Genomic DNA, 18,154 nt, shown 5'->3' with positions numbered 1-18,154 from the left:
CCGGCGCATGCCGGTCCCGTCGGTACAGCAGGCTGGCGGAAATCCCTAGAGCCCGACCTCGCGGAAGAGTTCGCCGATCTCGTTGGGCGAGAGGCGGCGGATCGTCCCCGGTTTGAGGTTGCGGAGCTTGACCGGGCCGATCTCGGTGCGCACCAGGCGCGAGACGTGGTGCCCGACCTCGTCCATGAGCCGCCTCACAATGTGCTTGCGGCCCTCGTGGATCGTGATCTCGATCAACGACTGCCCGGCGTGCTCGTCGATGATCTTGAGCTTGTCGGCCTTCGCGGGGCCGTCTTCGAGCTCGACGCCGGCCAGCAGCTTGTTCCAGGTGGCGCGGTCCATGATCCCTGAGACCTGGGCGCGGTAGACCTTCGGCAGGCCGTGCGAGGGGTGCATGATGCGGTTCGCCAGCTCGCCGTCGTTGGTGAGCAGCAGCAGGCCCTCGGAGTCGGTGTCGAGCCGCCCGACGTGGAAGACCCGCTGGTCGATGCCCTTGGTGAACTCGGCGAGCGAGGGACGGCCCTCGTCGTCCTCCATCGTCGAGACGATCCCGCGGGGCTTGTTGATCGCGAAGTACACGGTGTCGACGTCGGTCACGATCCGCTTGCCGGAGACGTGGATGACATCGGTCGGTTGCACCCGCTGGCCCAGGCGGGCGAGTTCGCCGTTCACCTTGACCTTGCCGCGGGAGATCAGGTCTTCGGCGTTGCGGCGGGAGGCGATCCCGGCCTGCGACAGCACTTTTTGCAGGCGAATGCCCTCAGCGTCAGCGTTGTTCATCTTCCTCGATATCCGTCACGTCGTCGGGCAGGAACGGGGCCAGCTCAGGGAGCTGTTCGACCGAGTCCAGACCGATCTTCTCCAAGAACAGCGTGGTGGTGCGGTAGAGCGTCGCCGTCGAGTCCGGGTCGGTCCCGCACTCCTCGACCAGGCCGCGCGCCAGCAGCGTGCGCATGACGCCGTCGCAGTTGACCCCCCGGATGGCCGAGATGCGGCCGCGGGTGACCGGCTGGCGGTAGGCCACCACGGCGAGCGTCTCCAAGGCCGCCTTGGTGAGGCGGGCGGAGGCGCCGTCGGTGACGAATCGCTCCACGTAGCGGGCGAAATCGGCCCGCGTGTAGAAGCGCCAGCCGCCGGCTTGGCGACGCAGATCGAATCCGCGTCCGTCACCAGTGTATTCGGCGCTCAAACGGCCGAGCGTCTCGCGCACCTGTGAGCGTGGCCGCTCCAACACCGCGGACAGGAACTCCTCGGAGAGCGGCTCCTCGGCGATCATGAGGATCGCTTCGAGAACCGCGCCGAGATCGACGTCCTCGGGGACGGGGCTGGAGGCCTGGACCGGCTCGGGTTCGGGCTCGGCCTGGGCCGGGACGTCGGCCACCGCGCGGGCGTACTCGTCGGTGACGTCGACCGGCTCGTCGGCGGGCGTGTCCGACCGGGCTTGCCCGCCGTCCTCGTGGCGCTGCCAGGGCGGGCGCCACTCGGCGACCTCGTCGGGGCTCAAGTGCTCATGCATTCGTGGGTTCCTCCCCCGGTTCCGGTGCGCCCGCGTACTCGTCGACCTCGATCTCGGTGGCGGTCATGCCGCCGAGCCAGCGCACCGTCAGCTCGCCGAGGGCCTGCATCTGCTCGAACCCGACCAAGGCCTCCCGGTAGAGCTCCAGGAGCGCGAGGAACCTGGCCACGACTTCGAGATGGGACTCGCAGTCGGAGGTCAGGGCCCGGAAGGTCGCGGTCTGGACGCGTTGGAGGCGGCGAGAGAGGATCACGGCGTGCTCGCGCACCGAGACGCGCTGCATGTGGATGTGTCCGGTGCCGACGGTCGGGGGCGGTTTCGGCTTCATCGCCTTGCCCGCCAAGGCGGCCAGGGCTTCGGGGGTGAGGTCGAGGACGAGTTCGGGGAGGAGGCCCTTGAAGCGGTCTTCGAGGCCGACGTTGCGGGCGACGCGGGTCGAGGCGGCGTCGGCGAGCCCGGCGAGGGCCCCGGCGGCCTCCTTGTAGGCCTTGTACTGGAGGAGGCGGGCGAAGAGGAGGTCGCGGGCTTCGAGCAGCGCGAGGTCCTCCTCGTCGTCGACGACCGTGCCGGGCAGGAGCCGCGCGGTCTTGAGGTCGAGGAGGGTCGCGGCGATGAGCAGGAACTCGGAGGTCTCCTCCAGGTTCCAGGCCTCGTCGAGGCCGGTGACGTAGGCGATGAACTCGGAGGCGACCTGGTGGAGGGCGACCTCGGTGACGTCGAGCTTGTGCTTGCCGATGAGTTGCAGCAGCAGGTCGAAGGGGCCCTCGAAGTTGGCGAGCCGGACGCGGAAGCCGCTCTCGGCCTCCTCCGGTGCGCCCTCCCGCTGGGTCGGGAGTTGGGTCGGCTGCTGGTCGGTCACGCACGCCAGCTTAGACGGGCCTTCGGGGCACTACCGGGTGAACTCGGGGTTTATGGGGAGACACGGACTGGGGCCGAACGCGATCGGGGCTACTTATCTGTCGCCGCAATGAGTTCGCGTGCGAGCTGGCGGTAGGCGCGGGCGCCGGAGGAGGCCGGGGCCCACGTGGTGATCGGCTCGCCGGCGACGGTGGTCTCGGGGAAGCGCACCGTGCGGGTGATGACGGTGGAGAAGACCTTGTCGCCGAAGGCTTCCACGACGCGCTGGAGGACCTGGCGCGAGTGGGTGGTGCGCGAGTCGTACATCGTGGCGAGGATGCCGTCGAGTTCGAGGTCGTAGTTGAGGCGCTCGCGGACCTTGTCGACGGTGTCGAGGAGGAGGGCCACCCCGCGCAGGGAGAAGAATTCGCACTCAAGGGGGACGAGGACCGAGTGCGCGGCGGTGAGCGCGTTGATCGTCAAGAGCCCCAGCGAAGGCTGGCAGTCGATGAGAACGTAGTCGAAGTCGGGGATCACCGGGCGCAGGACGCGGGCGAGGGTCTGCTCGCGGGCGACCTCGTTGACCAACTGGATCTCGGCGGCCGAGAGGTCGATGTTGGCCGGGAGGAGGCGCAGGCCGGCCACGTTGGTCTTGACCATGACGTCGTCGATGTCGACGTCCTCTTGCATGAGGAGGTTGTAGACGGTCAGGTCGAGGGTGTGGGGGTTGGTGCCGAAGCCGACCGACAGGGCCCCTTGGGGGTCGAAGTCGACCAGGAGGACCTTGCGGCCGTATTCGGCAAGGGCCGCACCGAGGTTGATGGTCGTGGTGGTCTTCCCCACGCCGCCCTTCTGGTTGGCCATGGCGATGACGCGCGCGGGGCCGTGGCGCTCCAGGGGCTGGGGCTGGGGGATGTCGCGTTTGCCGGTGTAGGACTCGGGGTCGGGCGATGAGAGGTCGCTGTCACCGTCGGCGGGAGGCGCCTGCGCGGCGCCCCGCAAGGCCGCCCACTTGTCATTGCTGTCCACACTGCTCATCTCTTCGCGCCTCCGGGTGCGAGGTCGACACCGGGTGCCGGGCGTCTCACCATTGCCTGTCATAGCGACTGTACGTCAGTGTATCGAGGCTGTCGACGGCTTGGGAGACTCCGAGGCACCCGGTGTGGGATCGCCCGCTGTGCGCTGAGGGCCGTTCGCCCTCAAGGGACGTCAGTGCTCGGCGAGCACCTGCGCGATCGGCTTGAGCGGCAGGTGATGCGTGATCGCGACCGGTTCGTTGACGACCTGTCCGGCGTAGGTGTTCAGGCCGCCGGCGAGGGCCGGGTCGGCCTTGAGCGCGTCGGCCCAGCCGAGGTTGGCGAGCTTCATGACGTACGGCAGGGTCGCGTTGGTGAGCGCGTACGTGGAGGTGTTCGGGACCGCGCCGGGCATGTTGGCCACGCAGTAGAACAGCTTGCCGCCGTGGGTGAACGTGGGGTCGTCGTGGGTGGTGGGCTTGGAGTGCGCGAAGCAGCCGCCCTGGTCGATCGCGATGTCCACCAGGACCGCGCCGGGCTTCATCTCGTCGAGCACTTCGTCGTCGACCACGGTGGGGGCCTTGGCGCCCGGGACGAGGACCGCGCCGATGACGAGGTCGGCCTCGCGGCACGCGCGCTTGACCTCGAAGCGGTTGGAGACGATGGTGCGCAGGCGGCCCTGGTACTGGTCGTCGGCGGCGTGGAGCTTGTCGATGTTGAGGTCGAGGAGCTCGACGTCGGCCCGCATGCCGACCGCGATCGCGGCGGCGTTCATGCCGGAGACCCCGGCTCCGATGATGACCACGCGCGCGGGCGCGGTCCCGGGGACGCCGCCCATGAGGGTGCCGCGGCCCCCTTCGGGGCGCTGGAGGCAGTACGCGCCGGCCTGGACGGCCAGGCGGCCCGCGACCTCGCTCATGGGGGCGAGCAGCGGCAGGCGGCCGTCGGCGGTCTGCACGGTCTCGTAGGCGATGGCGGTGACCTGGCGCTCCAGGAGGGCGTCGGTGCACTCGGCGCTGGCGGCCAGGTGGAGGTAGGTGAAGAGGGTCTGGCCCGGGCGCATCCGGTGGAACTCGGCGTGGATGGGCTCTTTGACCTTGAGGACGAGATCGCCTGCGTCCCAGGTGGCGTCGGCGTCGGGGCGGATGTTGGCCCCGGCCGCGCGGTAGTCGTCGTCGGTGATGGCCGAGCCGAGACCGGCGCCGGTCTCGATGAAGACGTCGTGGCCGGCGGCCACGAGTTCGTGGACCCCGGCGGGGGTGAGGGCGACGCGGTACTCGTTGTTCTTGATCTCGCGGGGGACGGCGACTTTCACGTTGCGGGTTCCTTCCGAAGCGTTGTGCCTGCTCGGGGCCGGTCGGCATCCCGCACGGGCAGTCTAGGACGCAGTTCGCCCGAATGCCCGCATTTGCGTTGCGGTACAGCGTTGCGCGGCCTCGTGAGCCTGGCTTCGGACGGCGTCGTCGCGCCGATCGTAACGTCAGGCCCGCCGCTCGGGGAAGCGGCGGGCCTCACTTTTTCGGGGCTTACCTGCGTTCGAGGTGGAACCGGGCCAGGTTGAGGGCGAGCGCGCACACGCCGTTGCGGATCTCACCGTCGGCGACGGCGGCGAGGGCCTTGTCCAGGTCCCACCACACGAGCTCGATGTGGGTCTCCTCGTCGGTGCGCTCGTGGCGCTCGGACTCGGGGACCGGCGAGAGCCCGGTGGCGAGGAAGTAGTGGATGAGCTCGGTGGAGATGCCAGGAGTGGTGAAGAACTCGCCGAGCTTGACGAGCTCGGCGGCGTTGAGGTCGACCTCTTCGGCGAGCTCGCGGCGCGCGGCCACGGCCGGGTCCTCCCCCTCGATGTCTCGCAGGCCCGCAGGGAACTCCCACATGAGCTCGCGGGGCGGGACGCGGTACTGGCGGATGAGGCCCACGCGGCCCTGGTCGTCGAGCGGGACGGCCACGACGGCCCCGCAGTGGTCCATGTACTCGCGGCGGGCGGTGCCGCCGCCGGGCATCGCGATGGTCTCGGCCTTCAGGTCGTAGCACCAGCCGTGGTGGAGGTTCTCGCTGTCGAGGACTCGGTAGTCATGCACGGCGACCACATTAACGCGCTTGGGATCAGGACTCTCCGGACTCGGCTTTGAGGCGGGCGAGGATCGCGTCCACGACGTCCTGGGAGGGCAGGGGGAGACCGGAGAGGGCCGAGAGGAAGAGGCCGTCGCCGACCAGGCGCACGATCTCGGCGGTGACGGGGTCGGCGATCGACTCCTTGAGGGCCTCGGACCAGCCGTTGAATATGAAGACCAGGTCGTCCTTGGCCTGGTCGGAGAGCTCGTCGGTGCCGCGGAGGGCGGTGAACAGGGCCCAGAGGGCGGCCTCGGACTCGGCCGATTCGAGCTGGGAGGCGCGGATGAAGGCCTCGACGACGCCGGTGCGGCGGGCCTCGGCGAGGCGGGCCTCCTCGAGGGCGCGGAAGCGGCTCGCGAGGCCGTCGTAGAGGTCGGGCTTGGACTTGAAGTGGTAGAGCAGGCCGCCTTTGGAGACCCCGGCCTCGGCCGCGACCTTCTCCAGCGTCACGCCCGAGCTGCCCTCGTCGACGAGGATGCGCTGGAGTGCGTTGAGAATCCGATCACGCGTGCTGAGTTCGTCCTTGGCCATGTGCCCTCCCGCTTGCTACTATACCGTCTGGACGGTACAGTGCCTTGCCCTGAACCGTCGTCTCGATCACAAGCTTCGCCGAACCGCCCCAGGTGCCTACCTGCGGGCCGCCGATTCGCGGCGGCCTGCGGCCCGCGAGCTTCCCGAAGGAGGAACCATGACGACGACACTGCCGCAGACGGCCGAGCCGCGCCCGCGCTTCACCGCGAAGCAGGGCTGGGCTCTGGCGGTGCTGGTACTGCCGGTGCTGCTCATCTCCATCGACATGACAGTGCTCGGCTTCGCCGTGCCGTTCCTGTCCGAGGACCTCTCGCCGACCAGCTCGCAGCTGTTGTGGATCGTCGACGTGTACGGGTTCGTGCTCGCCGACCTGCTGGTCACGATGGGCTCCCTCGGCGACCGGTTCGGGCGCCGCAAGCTGCTCGTCATCGGCTCGGCCGCGTTCGCCGCCGCGAGCGTGCTCGCCGCGTACGCGCCGACCGCCGAGACCCTGATCCTCGCGCGGGCGCTGCTCGGCGTGGCCGGAGCGACCCTCATGCCGACCACGCTCGGCCTCATGCGGAACCTGTTCACCGACGGCCGCCAGCGCAAGTTCGCGATCGCGATCTGGGCATCCGGGTTCTCGGCCGGTGCGGCCGCCGGGCCGATCGTGGGCGGCTGGCTGCTGGAGCACTTCTGGTGGGGCTCGGTGTTCCTCATGGCCGCGCCGGTCTCGCTCGCGGTGATGGTGGCCGCGCCGCTGCTGCTGCCGGAGTCGAAGGACCCGAACCCGGGGCCGCTCGACCTGCTCAGCGTCGCGATGTCGTTCCTGGCGATGTTCCCGTTCGTGTACGGGGTCAAGACGGTCGCCGAGCACGGCGTGTCGCTTGCGGCTCTGGTCGCGATCGGGTTCGGCGTGGCGATGGCGGTGCTGTTCGTGCGGCGCCAGCGCAGCCTCGAGCACCCGCTGCTGGATCTGCGGCTGTTCGGGATCCGGCGGTTCTCCGCGTCGCTGGCCACGAACTTCACGATCGTGTTCGCGATGATCTCGTCGCTGTTCCTTCTGACGCAGTACCTGCAACTGGTGCTGGGGTTCTCCCCCATGCAGGCGGGGCTGCTGCTACTGCCGGAGATGTCGATCTCGGTGGTCGCGGGCCTGTTCGCGGTGCGGCTGTCGGAGCGGATCGGCATGGCGCGCACCATCGTCGGCGGCCTGGTCTTCGTGATCTGCGGGTTCTCGGCGATGGCGTTCGTGGGCGTGCACGAAGGCGCTCTGGTGGTCGTGGGCGCTTCGACGCTCATCGGGGCCGGTGCCGGTCTGGCGCAGACGGTCACGAACGACGCGATCCTGGCGGCGGCTCCGGCCGACCGCGCCGGTTCGGCCTCGGCGATCTCCGAGACCGCGTACGAGCTGGGCGGCGCGATGGGCGTAGCGCTGCTCGGGTCGCTGGCGACCGGTATCTACCGCTCCGAGCTCGGGGACGCCCCCGACGCGGCGTCCGAGACGCTCGGCGAGGCGGTCCACGTGGCCAAGACGCTCCCGGCCGAGGCCGGGGACGCACTGCTGGAGACGGCGCGCACCGCGTTCACCGACGGCGTCCGCATCACCTCGGTGGTGGCCGCGGGCCTGGTCCTGATCGCCACGATCGCGGTGGGCAGGGCCTTGCGCACCAAGCGCTGACAGGCGAACGAAACAGGGGCGGGACTCGTTCGAGTCCCGCCCTTCTTCTTGTACGGAGTCCAGATTGCGAGACGACGAATCGGTCACAATGCCGTGATCAGTCTTCAAAGGATTCCCCGATGTGGATTGACATAGCCAGGGCCTGGGAGAACGTGATACCTTCTCCAGCGAATCCAGCCCCGGATTCTCACCCCTCGCCTTGCCCCTCGCTCTGCAATGGAGCGACCCCTTTGAAAGGACCCAGTGTGAACTGGTATCTCGCCGTGCTCAAAAACTATGTCGGATTCTCCGGCCGCGCCCGCCGGAAGGAGTACTGGATGTTCGTGCTCTTCCACTTCATCGCGCTGATGGTCCTCTACATCCCCTTCGCCGTGACGCAGGAACCCGTGTTCATGACGCTTTACTTCGTCTACGCGCTCGCGGTCATCCTGCCCGCGCTCGCCGTGTCCGTGCGCCGTCTGCACGACACCGGCCGGTCCGGATGGATGTACCTGATCAATTTCATCCCGCTCGCCGGCCCCATCATCCTCATCGTGCTGCTCGCTCAAGAGGGCCACTACGGCTCGAACGCGCACGGCGAGGATCCCAGAGAGGCTTAAGAACACGAACAAGGGCGGGACTCGCTTGAGTCCCGCCCTTTCGTCGTGTTCGGTTATGCCGCTTCGATGTCGAGGCGTTCGTCGGCTTGGCGGCGCAGGGCCGCCTGGACGAGGCCCGCGAAGAGCGGGTGGGGGCGGGTCGGGCGGGACTTGAGCTCGGGGTGGGCCTGGGTCGCCACGTAGTACGGGTGGATCTCGCGGTCGAGCTCGATGAACTCCACGAGGCGGCCGTCGGGCGAGAGGCCCGAGATCACGAAACCGGCCTTGGCGAGTTCGTCGCGGTAGGCGTTGTTGACCTCGTAGCGGTGACGGTGGCGCTCGTTGACCTCGGTGGCACCGTAGGCCTCCGCGGCCAGGGACCCTTCGGCGAGCTTCGCCGGGTAGGTGCCCAGGCGCATCGTGCCGCCCATGTCGCCGCGCCCGGCCACGATGTCGGTCTGGTCGGCCATCGTGGAGATGACCAGGTGCTCGGCGTCCTTGTCGAACTCCTCGGAGTCGGCGCCGACGAGACCGGAGATCTCCCGCAGGCCCTCGATCGCCATGCACTGCATGCCCAGACACAGCCCGAGCGTGGGCACCTGCCGCGAGCGGGCCCACCTGAGCGCCTGGATCTTGCCGGGGACGCCCCGGTCGCCGAACCCGCCGGGGATGACCACCGCGTCGACGCCCGCGAGGGACTTCGCGGTGGCCTCGGCGCTGCCGCACTCGTCAGAGATCACCCAGCGGACCTGGACCTTGGCGTAGTTCGAGAACCCGGCCGCGTGCAGGGCCTCGACCACGGACTTGTACGCGTCGGGCAGCTCGACGTACTTGCCCACGATCGCGACCTCGACGGTGGCCTTCGGGTGGTGGACGCGGTCGAGCAGGTCGTCCCACGCGGTCCAGTCGACGTCCTTGAACGGCAGGTCGAGCTTGCGGACCACATAGGCGTCCAAGCCCTCGGTGTGGAGGGTCTTGGGGATCTCGTAGATCGACTTCGAGTCGGGGGCCGAGACCACCGCGGCGTCGTCCACGTCGCAGAACCCCGCGATCTTCGACTTCAGTCCGTCGGGCAGCGGTCGGTCGGAGCGGCACACGATCGCGTCGGGCTGGATGCCGATGCTGCGCAGCTGCGCCACCGAGTGCTGGGTCGGCTTGGTCTTCATCTCCGAGGACGCGGCCAGGTACGGCACGAGCGAGACGTGGAGGAAGAAGCAGTTGTCGCGGCCGATGTCGTGGCGGTACTGGCGGATCGCCTCCAGGAACGGCAGCGACTCGATGTCGCCGACCGTGCCGCCGACCTCGGTGATCACCACGTCGGGGACCCGCCCGGTCTCGGGGTCGGGGTCGGCCATCGCCGCGAGGCGGGCCTTGATCTCGTTGGTGATGTGCGGAATGACCTGGACGGTCGCGCCGAGGTAGTCGCCGCGGCGCTCCTTGGCGATGACGTCGGAGTAGACCTGCCCGGTGGTCACGTTGGCGTGCTTGGACAGGTTCCGGTCGAGGAACCGCTCGTAGTTGCCGATGTCGAGGTCGGTCTCGCCGCCGTCGTCGGTGACGAAGACCTCGCCGTGCTCGTACGGGTTCATCGTGCCGGGGTCGACGTTGAGATAAGGGTCGATCTTCTGCATCACCACGTACAGGCCGCGCGCGGTCAGCAGGTTCCCGAGACTGGCGGCGGTCATGCCCTTGCCGAGGGCAGAGGTGACCCCACCGGTGACGAAGAGGTGCTTCGTGTTGCGAGACTGACCATTAGCAGCGCTGGCCAAAGCGAACTCCCGTGGTAATCGTGTCGATCGAGCGGCTGCTTCCAGCCGCCGGTGGATCGCATCATCCACGGGATTCCACACTAACACTTTCCTCGCCGTTTTCCTCATCGACCCACGACGGTGCGTCGACGATCATGTCCGAGTACTGGCCGTCCTTGACGTGCGCGCGGGCCAGGACCCGGTGACTCATGATGACCGCCAAGGGAACCATGACCGCCAGCGCGGCCCCGAGGCTCATCAGGCCCTTGCCGAGGAGGAGGCCCGCGGCGGCCGAGCCGACGATCGCGGCGGCGAACGCGCCGCGCAGCGGCGGGTAGAGGCCCCAGGCGCGCCGCAGGCCGCCTCCGGGGCGCAGGAGCACCAGCCAGCAGTACGCGCCGGCCATGACGGTGAGGACGCTCAGGGGCGAGGTGAAGATCGCGACGATGTTGGAGCCGAGCCCGGAGGCGATGACGCCGTTGGTGTCGCCGAGGATGTCGCCGAGGAACGCGCCGAGCTGGCCGCGTTCGGCCACCGGGCGCTGGTAGTCGATCCAGGACAGGCCGAGCAGGACCGCGGCGCCGGCGAGGCCGGACCACACGAAGCGGGAGAAGGTGATCCAGCCGCCGGTGGCCAGCGCGGAGGCGAGGCAGATGCCGATGATGATGGCGACCGAGGCGGGCACGGAGTCGCCGAGGAACCCGGCCGAGACCACGAGCACGCCGAGGACGCCGATGCCGGCCATGACCGGGGACTGGTAGCCGCGCGGGAGCCGCCAGGCGGCGACGGCGGCGAGGAGCCACAGGGAGGCGATGAACATGCCGGTGGCGACGGGCCCGAGCTCGTTGGAGGCGGAGTCGGCCACGGTGTAGTCGCCGAGGAGGGTCCCCAGGGGGTCTTCGGTGTGGATGAGCATCGCCAGGACGGTGACGATGATGCCGAACGCGGAGACGCTGACCATGAGGCTCGCGGGGCCGTGGCGTCCGGGCAGGAAGATCGCGACGAACGCGCACACGACGGCGATCCCCAGGGCGGTCAGGGGGCCGACGAGGCCGGGGCTGGAGGCCGACCACCAGCCGAAGAAGTCGGCGAGGAGCGCGGCGCCCACGAAGAGGGCGCAGACGAGGGCCGTGATGATGTTCAGGCGCATCAGCCACAGCGGCGGGGGTTTGACGCCGGGCTGTCCGGCGCTGCGCAGGAGGTGCAGGAGCGGCCAGGCCACGAAGGTGAGGGCGAGGAACAGGAGCACCTGGAGCCACTGAGTGGCGGGGGCGGCGACGGCCGCGGCGATGAGGCGGGTGTCGGTGTCGTCGAAGACCGCTTGGCGTTCTTCGTAGGACAGCGCGTCGTCGGTGACACCGGCGGCGGTGCCGGTGGCCGTGTCGGGCGGGGGCGCGCCGAGGAGGGTCAGGACGGTCGCGGTGAGATCGGTCAGCCGCAGGTAGCCGGGGCGTTCGGCGGGCAGGTCGATGAGGTTGTGGCCGTCCTGGTCCGCGAAGTTGGCGACGGCGGCGAGGAGGCGGTTGGGCTCTTCGACCTGGCCGATGCCGGTGACGATGAGGGCCGAGTTCTCGCCGCGGGCGGCCTGGAGGGACCCGACGGTCTCGTCGAGTCGGTCGAGGGCCGAGGCGCGCAGTTGCGGGTCGATAGGCAGGACGCCGCCGTCGACCACGGTGAGGGGGCATTCGGCGAGGGTCTCGGGGAGGTCGTCGGCGGCCGGGAACGCGGGGCGGTAGTCGCCGACGCGGCCGACCGAGTTGGCGGTGGCGTAGGCCGCGCCGGGGCCGATCGCGGTGGCGCAGGAGGTGCCCGCGGCGAGCATTCCCAGTTCGGCGCCCTGTTCGAGGTTGCGGTTGAGGGCCACGAGGTCGGCCATGTCGTCGACGGTGGCCGAGTCCTCGTCGTCGGTGATCTGGTCGCCGTCGACCTCGCCGCAGTCGGAGGCGTCACCGTAGGGGGCCGCGACGGCGGGCGCTCCGGCGGAGAAGGTGAGCCATCCGTCGAACGTGCATGTGAAGTTGCGGCCGGAGTCGGTGTTGAGCTCGGCGAGCGCGCCGTTGCGGGCCAGTTCGGTGAGGTTGGGGGTGGTCGCGGCGTCGATGTCGGTCCAGGACAGGCCCCCGACGCCGAGGACGACGACCGAGTCGACGGTCCCGGGGACGGTCTCCTCGCGTTCGTCGGGGAGCAGTTGGAACGCGGCGAGCGCGGCCAGGACCGCGACGAGGACCCATGCGGCGATCGGGCCCCGGTTGTCGGCGAGACTGCGGGCGATCGTCTTGCGGGCCTTGCGGGTCAGGCGCCCGGCATCGAGTTGTCGCGACACGGCGGGATTAACGTCCTGTCAGTTCCAGGTAGAGCGCGTCGAGCGCGTCGAGCATCTGGGCCTCGTCGGGCCAGGTGGCGGCCTTGGCGAGTCCCGCTTCGGCGTACGAGGCGAGGCGGTCCGAATCGGTGAGGAGGTCGCGCACGGCCCGGTCGAGGGCGTCCACGTCGCCGACCTCGAACAGGACCGCGGCGTCGCCGACGAGTTCGGGGATGCCGCCGGTGCGGGTGGCGACGAGCGGGACCCCGGCCTGGAGGACCTCCTGGGCGAAGAGCTGGCGGGCCTCCCACTGGCTGGTGACGACCGCGAGGTCGGCGGCGGCGAGGAGGTCGGCCACGTCGGTGCGGTGGCCGAGGAGGCGCACGTCGGCGCCGGAGGCGTCGATGAGGCCTTGGAGGCGCAGGCGCTCGGGTCCGTCCCCGGCGATCGCCACGACCGGCGCGGGGTCGAGGTCCTTCCAGCGGGTCGCGGCCGCGATGAGCGTGTCGTAGTCCTTCTGGACGTGGAGGCGGCCCACCGAGAGCAGGAGCGGGCGGTCGCCGATGCCGAGCTCGGCCCGGATCGACTCGGAGTCGCCCGCGGCCCGGCGGGGCGGGGCGGCGACGGGCGCGAGGCGCGCGTCGCGGGCCCCGAGGTCGACCAGGTGCTCGTGGAGGTCGGAGGAGGCCGCGAGGGCCACGTCCACGCCGCGGGCGAGGCGCTTCTCGATCTCGTCGGAGACGCGGCGCTTGACGCCTGAGGTGATGAGCTGGTTGTGCCAGGTGGTGATGAGCGCGGCCCCGGTCGGGCGGGCCGCGAGCGCGGTGATCCCGGCGGTGAGGCCGTGGGCGTGGACGAGGTCGACGCCCCTTCCGGTGATGCCGCGCAGGGCGCTTCGGGCGGCCCACCAGGCCAGCGGCAGTTCGGGCGAGGGCTTCGCGGTGATCGGGGCAGGCGCGAAGCGGGCCCCTTTGGCGCGGAAGCCGAAGCGCTCTTCGGTCTCGGGCGGGCCGACCACCAGGACGGCGTCGCCGCGCTCGACCAGGCCCGCCGCGACGGAGGCGACGTGGGTGCCGATGCCTCCGGTGGAGGGGCCCAGCACGAGTGCGATGCGCCGGTGCCTCAAGGAACTGCGACTCACTGGTCTGCTCCACTCTGTGTGTCAGGGCTGCCGTCGTCGTCCGACGACCGTATTCTGCCAGCGCGCCGCAGCACGGGGCGCACGACGCCGGACCCGCCGATGAGCGCGCCGAGTCCGAGGTAGATCACCGCGATGGCCGCGCCGACCACGACGCCTTGGAAGAGGGCCTGGTAGATGGTGTCGGCGTGTCCCCAAAGCGCGATGAGTTCGCGTCCGGCGAGGACCGCGCCGATGGACGCGAGGATCGTGGCGAGCGCGGCGCGTGGAACGCCGGAGAGGCTGGCCGCGCCGGTGTGGCGGGCGATCGCGGCGGTGAGGGCGAGACCGATGACGGTCATGCCGATCGACCAGGCGATCGCGAGCGCGAGGGTGCGGTCGGCGAGGGGCATGACTTCGGAGAGGACGATCGCGGCGACCGCGCCCGCCGCCCAGCCGATCGAGGTCGCTCCGGCGGCGTACTTGTTGCGGCCCACGGCGTAGAGGCCGCGAGAGTAGATCGCGAACAGGGAGTAGCCGAAGAGACCGAAGGCGAGTCCGGCGAGCGTGGCTTCGAGCTGGGGCTGCGCGTTCGCGGCGCTGCCGGAGGCGACCGAGGCGAGGACCGTGCCGATGGGTTCGGCGAGTCCGGCGAGCGCGGCGACGCCGAGGCCCGACAGCAGGAGGACCGCGCGGCCGGTCTGGGAGAGGCGGCGCTGGTAGCGGTCGTGCTCGCCGAGGGAGAACGATTCGGCGAGGATCGGGTAGGCGGCGGTCGCGAGGGGTACGGCGAGGATCGCCCAGGGCAGCAGGAAGAACGTCTGGGAGACGGTGAAGACCACGACCGTGCCGTCGTCGCCCGCGTTGTTGGCCAGACGCAGGAGCAGCGCCTGGCAGAGCTGCTGCGCGCCGACGGTGATGGCTCCGGCGATCGCGAGGGACTTGAGGTTGGCGGCGACGTGGGTGTCCAGGCGCCAGGCCGGTCGCAGGCGCAGGCCGAGGCCGCGGAGGGGGAAGATGAGGCATCCGGCGAGGACTGCGACGCCGAGGGTGGTGCCGAGGCCCAGGAGCAGGATGTCCGCCTGCGAGACCTGTTCGGCGGCGCTTTCGCGGCCGGAGAGGACGCCGTAGACGACGTAGATGCCGGCCATGACGACGCTCGACAGGAGCGGGGCGAGCGCGGGCCAGGCGAAGCGCCGGTGTGACTGGAGGACACCGGTGAGCACGATCGCGACGCCGTACAGCGGGAGCTGCGGGGCGAACAGGACGAGCAGTTCGGTGCCGACGTCGATCGTGGTCGGGGTGATCCTGGGGCCGGAGATGAGCAGGCCCACGATCGGTCGCGCGAAGAGGGCGATGGCGAGCCCGACGGGGACCAGGAGCGTCAGTGACCAGGTCAGGAGGGCCGAGGCGATGCGGCTGACCTGCTCGGGCTCGTGCCGGGCGAGCGGGGCGGCCAGGAGCGGGATCACGAGCGCGGCAAGCGCTCCCCCGGCCACGAGCTCGAAGACGATGTTGGGGATGCTGTTGGCCGTCTGGTAGGCGGCGCCCAGGGTGCCGATGCCGATCGCCCACGTGAACACCATCGTGCGGCCGAAACCGGCCAGGCGGGAGGCGACGGTGATCGCACCGATGACCGAGGCGGCACGACCGACTTCGCGTCGGGTCTCGGTCAAGACTTCGTCCGACCCAGCTCGTCCAGCTCGCGCAGTACCGGCGTCTCGGCGATGACCTTGGTGAAGCTGACCTTCTCGGACGCGGCGATGAGGGCCGCGACGCCCGCGAGGGCCACGTGGCGGCCGATCATGCCGGTGCGGGCGATGTAGGAGAGGCCGAGCAGGGCCCCGAGGGCGTTCGCGCCGCCGTCGCCGAGCATGGTCTTGCCTTCGAGGTCCTCGCCCATCGCGGCGCCCGCGGCGGCCGAGACGGCCAGGGCGGTGTTCGCTCCCCCGGCGGCGGTGTGCCTGCGGGACTTCGGCCCCGGCGGGCGCGACAGGGGCGCGGAGGCGATGGTGACGACCTTGAGGGCGCGTCCGGGGCGCAGGTCGAACAGGTTGATCACGTTGGCGGCACCGGCGATCACGCCGCCGCCGACGCCCACGTTCCACACCCGGCGGGCCAGGGAGCGCCGCTCGTCGGTGAGCTCGCCGTTGGCGAGGTCGACCAGGGCCGCCGAGGCGATCCCGGCCGCGGAGATGCCGAAGATCTTGACCAGGCCCGCCGAGACGCGGCCCTTGAGGAGCGCGCCGACGTGGCCTTTGAAGCCCTTGGCCTTCTCGCCTTTGGTGTCGGCCATGTCGTCGTAGAGGCCGACCGCGCCGGAGGTGAGACCGGTGGTGGCGGCCGCGACGGCGTAGGCCGGGGAGTTCGCGCCGAGTACGGAGGCGGCGGTGGCGCCGACCGTGACGCCCGGGCCTTCGGCCAGGCTCACGGTGTCGCCCTTGTGGTTGACCCGTTCCAGATCGGCGGCCCATTTGGAGCGTCGAACGGCCCCGATCGCAGCGATCGTGCCGCCCGCCGCGAGGCCTCCGAGGAACGCCCGCCCGACGGTTCGCGTTAGCTGGCTCATGGGCACGATACTAAGCGGGAGCGGGAAGGAGTCCGGAAACGCCCTCCCCGGTACCGAGGTGGTCCACCTTGCCGGTGGCCATGAAATCGGCGAGCGAGACGACCGCGGCGATCTGCCCCTGCGGGCTGGAGACGTTGTCGACCGTCGAGACGGTGTTGTTGTCTTCGCTGCGCAGCGCGTTGATCGGGTTGCCGTCACCGGTGGAGGTGGTGGCGGCGTAGACCGTGGGCGCGTCGACCGCGAACACGTCGGCGACGGTGACCACGCCCTCGTTGCGGCTCTCGGCGTCGGAGTCGGTCGAGCCGGGCCCGGCGAGGATGAGCACGCCGTCGGCCACGCCGGTCGGCTCGGTCTCGACGGTGAGCAGCGAGGCCGCGTTGAGACCCGAGGTGACGACGGTGATGTCGCCCGCGGGGATCTCGACGGGGACGCCGCCGGCCTTGCCGGTGGTCACGGCGGCGAGGACGTAGCTCATGGACTCGATGTCGTCGTAGGTGACCGGCAGCTGCACGGTCTCGGGGGTGACGGTCTCGGTGAGGTCGCCGAGCTCGTCGCCGCGGTTGGGGTCGAAGAAGTCGTCGAGGATCGAGACGCGCCCCGAGACCGTCGCGCCCGCGTAGCCGAGCATCTCGACCGCGCCGTCCACGACCTGCGTGTCGGCCCCGGGAAGGGCCACCACCAGGATGTTCTTGTCCGCGAGCTTCCCGGCGAGGTAGGACGGGGCGATCTCGGCGGCGAAGGCCTGGTCGTCGTTGAGGTCGGCTTCGAGCTGGCTCAGTTCGGCGCGGTACTGGTCGTTGGAGTCGCGCAGGGACTGGATGTTGCTCTGCATGACCTCCATGGCGGGGCCGTTGAGGGCGGCCGTGCCGAGGATGAGCCCGACGGTGAGGGCGAGGAACACCGCGGTGAGGCTCACCAGGTGGTAGCGGAAGTTGATCACGAGAACAGCCTCTGGATCTGGAAGAACAGGCCGTCCCACCAGTCGGCGATCACGTCGACGAACGAGCGTCCGACGGTGGAGATGGCGACGGCGGTGGCCATGGCGGCGAGGGCGGAGACGATGAGCAGGAGCAGGGCGGAGATGGACATGTCCTGGCGGTAGAGCCGCGAGACGCCCTTGGCGTCCACGAGCTTGCCGCCGACGCGCAGGCGGGTCAGGAACGTGGAGGCCATGCCCCCACGGCCCTTGTCGAGGAACTCGACCATCGTGACGTGGGTGCCGACGGCGCAGATGAGCTCGGCGCCCTTCTCGTCGGCCATGAGCATCGCGATGTCCTCGGAGGTGGCGGCCGCCGGGAAGGGGATGGCCGGGACCCCGAGCTTGTCCATGCGCTCCATGCCGGGGGCGCGCCCGTCTGCGTAGGCGTGGACCACGATCTCGGCGCCGCAGCGCAGCGCGTCGTCGGAGACCGAGTCCATGTCGCCGACGATCATGTCGGGCGTGTACCCGGCTTCGAGCAGCGCGTCCGCGCCGCCGTCGACGCCCACGAGGACCGGCTTGAACTCGCGGATGTAGGGCCGCAGGACGTCGATGTCCTCTTTGTAGTTGTAGCCGCGGATCACGATGAGCGCGTGGCGGCCGTTGAAGGAGGTCTTGACCTCGGGGACGCCGACCCCGTCGAGCAGGAGGTCCCGCTCGCGCTTGAGGTACTCCATCGTGTTGGCCGCGAAGGCCTCCAACTGGACCGACAGGCCCTCTTTGGCGGCCTCCATGTCGGCGGCGACCGAGTCCTCGGTCTGGACCGTGCCCGAGGCGATCAGCTTGTCGCCCAGGTAGATCTCACCGCCGTCGACGGTGACGGTCTTGCCTTCGCGCACGTTGTCGAAGATCTGCTCGCCGACGCCGTCGATGAGTACGATCCCGGCCTTGACCAGGACCTCGGGGCCGAGGTTCGGGTAGCGGCCGGAGATCGACTTGGCGACGTTGACGACCACGGCCACGTCGGTGCCGACGAGAGTGTCGGCCGCGACCCGGTCGAGGTCGACGTGGTCGATGATCGCGACGTCCCCGGGTTCGAGCCGACCGCACAGCCGCTTCGTCCGACGATCGAGACGGGCGGTGCCGACCAGCCGCCCTTCGGCGGAGTCGCCCTCCGGGCTCCGCCCGGGCAAACGCAAGCTAGGTACACGCATCGTGCATCATCATGCCATCCGATCGCACGCGG

General features: G+C 70.2%; 16 protein-coding genes. 2 read left to right on the top strand and 14 right to left on the bottom strand.

The window, feature by feature from the left end; genetic code table 11:
- Positions 1 to 45 precede the first annotated feature (45 nt).
- From AB0B28_RS01310 to AB0B28_RS01280, 7 genes are all read right to left on the bottom strand, one after another.
- Positions 46 to 780, bottom strand: a complete 735-nt coding sequence (locus AB0B28_RS01310; RefSeq protein ID WP_360114529.1) for a pseudouridine synthase — start codon at positions 778 to 780, stop codon at positions 46 to 48.
- Positions 767 to 1,516 (bottom strand): SMC-Scp complex subunit ScpB, encoded by a 750-nt coding sequence (gene scpB, locus AB0B28_RS01305; RefSeq protein ID WP_360114526.1) that lies wholly within the window; start codon positions 1,514 to 1,516, stop codon positions 767 to 769. The genes AB0B28_RS01310 and scpB overlap by 14 nt, the downstream gene beginning before the upstream one ends.
- Positions 1,509 to 2,375 carry a ScpA family protein gene (locus AB0B28_RS01300; RefSeq protein WP_360114523.1) on the bottom strand — a complete coding sequence of 289 codons (867 nt, stop codon included), beginning with the start codon at positions 2,373 to 2,375 and terminating at the stop codon, positions 1,509 to 1,511. The genes scpB and AB0B28_RS01300 overlap by 8 nt, the downstream gene beginning before the upstream one ends.
- An 89-nt stretch (positions 2,376 to 2,464) precedes the next feature.
- Positions 2,465 to 3,391, bottom strand: a complete 927-nt coding sequence (locus tag AB0B28_RS01295; RefSeq protein ID WP_360114519.1) for a ParA family protein — start codon at positions 3,389 to 3,391, stop codon at positions 2,465 to 2,467.
- Between the two features lie 171 nt (positions 3,392 to 3,562).
- On the bottom strand, positions 3,563 to 4,684 hold the full coding sequence (gene ald, locus AB0B28_RS01290; protein WP_360114516.1) for an alanine dehydrogenase: 1,122 nt from the start codon (positions 4,682 to 4,684) through the stop codon (positions 3,563 to 3,565).
- 211 nt (positions 4,685 to 4,895) lie between these two features.
- Entirely contained in the window at positions 4,896 to 5,450 is a 555-nt protein-coding gene (locus AB0B28_RS01285; RefSeq protein ID WP_360114513.1) for an NUDIX hydrolase, read from the bottom strand.
- A 25-nt stretch (positions 5,451 to 5,475) separates the two neighbouring features.
- A complete protein-coding gene (locus tag AB0B28_RS01280; protein WP_360114510.1) occupies positions 5,476 to 6,015 on the bottom strand; it encodes a TetR/AcrR family transcriptional regulator in 540 nt (179 codons plus the stop codon).
- A gap of 157 nt (positions 6,016 to 6,172) precedes the next feature.
- On the opposite strand from AB0B28_RS01280, the gene AB0B28_RS01275 reads away from it, so the two are divergent.
- Both AB0B28_RS01275 and AB0B28_RS01270 read left to right on the top strand, forming a co-directional pair.
- A complete protein-coding gene (locus AB0B28_RS01275; RefSeq protein ID WP_360114507.1) occupies positions 6,173 to 7,675 on the top strand; it encodes an MFS transporter in 1,503 nt (500 codons plus the stop codon).
- Between the two features lie 245 nt (positions 7,676 to 7,920).
- Positions 7,921 to 8,274, top strand: coding sequence for a DUF805 domain-containing protein (locus AB0B28_RS01270; protein WP_360114504.1), 354 nt, complete (start codon positions 7,921 to 7,923; stop codon positions 8,272 to 8,274).
- Between the two features lie 53 nt (positions 8,275 to 8,327).
- On the opposite strand, the gene AB0B28_RS01265 is transcribed toward AB0B28_RS01270, so the two are convergent.
- The 7 genes from AB0B28_RS01265 to steA form a co-directional block, all read right to left on the bottom strand.
- Positions 8,328 to 10,022 (bottom strand): CTP synthase, encoded by a 1,695-nt coding sequence (locus tag AB0B28_RS01265; RefSeq protein WP_360114501.1) that lies wholly within the window; start codon positions 10,020 to 10,022, stop codon positions 8,328 to 8,330.
- 61 nt (positions 10,023 to 10,083) lie between these two features.
- Entirely contained in the window at positions 10,084 to 12,324 is a 2,241-nt protein-coding gene (locus AB0B28_RS01260; RefSeq protein ID WP_360114498.1) for a hypothetical protein, read from the bottom strand.
- A 7-nt stretch (positions 12,325 to 12,331) separates the two neighbouring features.
- The gene (locus tag AB0B28_RS01255; protein WP_360114495.1) at positions 12,332 to 13,444 is read right to left on the bottom strand and encodes a glycosyltransferase family 4 protein; all 1,113 of its coding nucleotides are present in this window, start codon (positions 13,442 to 13,444) and stop codon (positions 12,332 to 12,334) included.
- Entirely contained in the window at positions 13,441 to 15,096 is a 1,656-nt protein-coding gene (locus AB0B28_RS01250) for a lipid II flippase MurJ (RefSeq protein WP_360114492.1), read from the bottom strand. Before AB0B28_RS01250 ends, AB0B28_RS01255 begins: the two co-directional genes overlap by 4 nt.
- Positions 15,093 to 15,989: a hypothetical protein gene (locus AB0B28_RS01245; protein WP_360114489.1), complete on the bottom strand. Its 897-nt coding sequence runs from the start codon at positions 15,987 to 15,989 to the stop codon at positions 15,093 to 15,095. Before AB0B28_RS01245 ends, AB0B28_RS01250 begins: the two co-directional genes overlap by 4 nt.
- A 10-nt stretch (positions 15,990 to 15,999) precedes the next feature.
- Positions 16,000 to 16,929, bottom strand: coding sequence for a copper transporter (locus AB0B28_RS01240; RefSeq protein ID WP_360114486.1), 930 nt, complete (start codon positions 16,927 to 16,929; stop codon positions 16,000 to 16,002).
- Complete coding sequence (steA, locus tag AB0B28_RS01235) at positions 16,926 to 18,122, bottom strand: putative cytokinetic ring protein SteA (protein ID WP_360114483.1); 1,197 nt, start codon at positions 18,120 to 18,122, stop codon at positions 16,926 to 16,928. Before steA ends, AB0B28_RS01240 begins: the two co-directional genes overlap by 4 nt.
- Positions 18,123 to 18,154: the final 32 nt, after the last annotated feature.

Origin of the sequence: Glycomyces sp. NPDC046736 (assembly GCF_040645615.1) — a bacterium.
GTDB lineage: Bacteria > Actinomycetota > Actinomycetes > Mycobacteriales > Micromonosporaceae > Glycomyces.
This window is presented reverse-complemented; position numbering and strand designations above follow the sequence as displayed.

Bases quoted from the DNA above. Each gene is read 5' to 3' on its own strand.
- AB0B28_RS01310 (WP_360114529.1), bottom strand. From the start codon at position 780: ATGAACAACGCTGACGCTGAGGGCATTCGCCTGCAAAAAGTGCTGTCG.
- scpB (WP_360114526.1), bottom strand. From the start codon at position 1,516: ATGCATGAGCACTTGAGCCCCGACGAGGTCGCCGAGTGGCGCCCGCCC.
- AB0B28_RS01295 (WP_360114519.1), bottom strand. From the start codon at position 3,391: ATGAGCAGTGTGGACAGCAATGACAAGTGGGCGGCCTTGCGGGGCGCC.
- AB0B28_RS01280 (WP_360114510.1), bottom strand. From the start codon at position 6,015: ATGGCCAAGGACGAACTCAGCACGCGTGATCGGATTCTCAACGCACTC.
- AB0B28_RS01275 (WP_360114507.1), top strand. From the start codon at position 6,173: ATGACGACGACACTGCCGCAGACGGCCGAGCCGCGCCCGCGCTTCACC.
- AB0B28_RS01245 (WP_360114489.1), bottom strand. From the start codon at position 15,989: ATGAGCCAGCTAACGCGAACCGTCGGGCGGGCGTTCCTCGGAGGCCTC.
- steA (WP_360114483.1), bottom strand. From the start codon at position 18,122: ATGCGTGTACCTAGCTTGCGTTTGCCCGGGCGGAGCCCGGAGGGCGAC.